This window comes from Streptomyces nanshensis (assembly GCF_001751255.1).
Classification (GTDB): domain Bacteria; phylum Actinomycetota; class Actinomycetes; order Streptomycetales; family Streptomycetaceae; genus Streptomyces; species Streptomyces nanshensis_A.
In genome coordinates this window covers 1-1,857 of the sequence record NZ_LJGW01000577.1, presented here as the reverse complement: position 1 = coordinate 1,857, position 1,857 = coordinate 1, and the positions used below count along the sequence as shown (strand labels likewise).

Below are 1,857 nucleotides of genomic sequence, written 5' to 3'. Positions count from 1 at the left end.
GTACGGCCTCCGCGGGCAGCCGCGCCAGCGGGATGCGGCGGGCGATCTCCCGTGTGGCCTCCAGCAGGCTCGCGCCGCTGCGCCGCCCCGAGGTCAGCACGCGCACCGGCGCGGGCGCGCCCGAGCGCTGCCGGAAGACGTGCGGGAAGTCGAGGACTCCGTTCACGTCGGCGCCGCGGAAGGTGTAGATCGACTGGTCCGGGTCGCCGAAGACGACGAGCGTACGGCCGGCACCCGCCAGCGCCCGCAGCAGCCGCACCTGGGAGGGGTCGGTGTCCTGGTACTCGTCGACGTAGACCGCGTCGTACCGCCCGCGCAGCTCCTCGGCGACGCTCTCGCTCTCGGCGAGCAGTACGGCGCGGTGCACCAACTCCGCGTAGTCGAGGACGCCTTGGACGTCGAGCACGTCGAGGTACTCGGCGAGGAAGTCCGCCGCGGCCGACCAGTCGGGACGTCCCGTACGCCGCGCGAAGTCGCCCAACTCCGCCGGGCCGAGGCCCAGTTCGCGGCTGCGGGCGAGCACGGCACGCACCTCGTCGGCGAAGCCGCGCGTGGTCAGGCACGAGCGCAGCTCGCCGGGCCAGGCCGTACGGGCGCGGCCCTCCGCCTCCAGATCGAGCTGGCCCTCCAGCAACTCCCGGATGTACAGGTCCTGTTCGGGCCCGGAGAGCAACCGCAGCGGCTCGGCGAAGAGTTCGGCGTCCTGGTGCGCGCGTACGAGGGCGTAGCAGTACGAGTGGAAGGTCGTGGCCTGCGGAGCGGACGGACGGCCGGGCAGGCCCGTCAGGCGTGCGGCCATGCGGTCGCGCAGTTCGACGGCCGCCTTGCGGCTGAAGGTGAGGACGAGGATGCGCTCGGGATCGCCTCCCGCCTTTACCCTCTCCGCTACGGCTTCGGTGAGCGTCGTGGTCTTGCCCGTGCCCGGGCCCGCCAGGACCAGCAACGGGCCGCCGGAATGGTCAACCACCGCGCGTTGCTGTGCGTCCAAGGCAGGAGGGTCCACCGGGTCCGGCCTGCTGCGCACCAGCCGGTAGGCGCCGGCGCCCGCGCCGGGGCCCGTACCGGCGCCGGGCCCCGGCCGGTGCTCGTCGGACGGGATGGAGGAGCTCACGTGGATCGCCTCGGGGAGGGGCTGTGCTGACGGGTGCAGACGCTACGCCAGCGGGCACACGGGCCGCAGCGCAGTACTCGCGTACTCCGTACGGGTGGCCCGGCACGAGCGGCGAGCGAGGATGGCGGAAGGTGGTAGCTGTGAGCAGCCGCAGTGCGGGGTCAGATCTCGCCGTCCCACCGCGCCCTCCTCATGTCGATCCGCGGAGTGTGCCCTTCCGTGGTGCGGCCCGCTTCACGCATCGGTGTGCCCTCCGCCCTGTAGTGCTCCAGCGCACGCAGCTCCTTGCCGGGCAGCAGCACGCCGTCGGACCGTACGACCCGCCACCACGGCACCGCGCCTCCGTACAGGGCCATGACCCGGCCCACTTGGCGCGGGCCGCCCTCCTCCAGCCACTCGGCGATGTCGCCGTACGTCATGACCCGCCCGGACGGGATGTGCTCGGCGACCTCCAGCACCCGCTCCGCGTACTCGGGCAGCTCGGGCGGTTCGGAGGGGTCGGGCGGCCGGGACGGACCGGGTGCGTGCATGCGGGCAATGGTGCCGCACCCCACCGACAGCCGCCCGCCGCGGCCCTGGGCTCCTGCCGCGGGGCGGCCCTGGGCTCTTGCCGCAGGGCGGCCTCGTGCCACCATCGTCCCGGCGGTGACGAGTGATACGGGACCAGGACGGACCGGGAGCCGGTCGACGGCAAGGCGGACGGCCCGCGCCGGGCGCGGGCGGCGCCTCGCGCGGTGCTGCGCACG

The 1,857-nt window shown here is 74.3% G+C and carries 2 protein-coding genes; both read right to left on the bottom strand.

Annotated elements, in window-relative coordinates:
* Window positions 1-1,117, bottom strand: a 1,117-nt coding sequence (locus tag AN218_RS29875) for an ATP-dependent helicase (RefSeq protein WP_420856033.1), incomplete at its 3' end; no start/stop codon positions are given.
* A 155-nt stretch (window positions 1,118-1,272) separates the two neighbouring features.
* Entirely contained in the window at window positions 1,273-1,641 is a 369-nt protein-coding gene (locus AN218_RS29870) for an MGMT family protein (protein WP_070020182.1), read from the bottom strand.
* Window positions 1,642-1,857 lie beyond the last annotated feature (216 nt).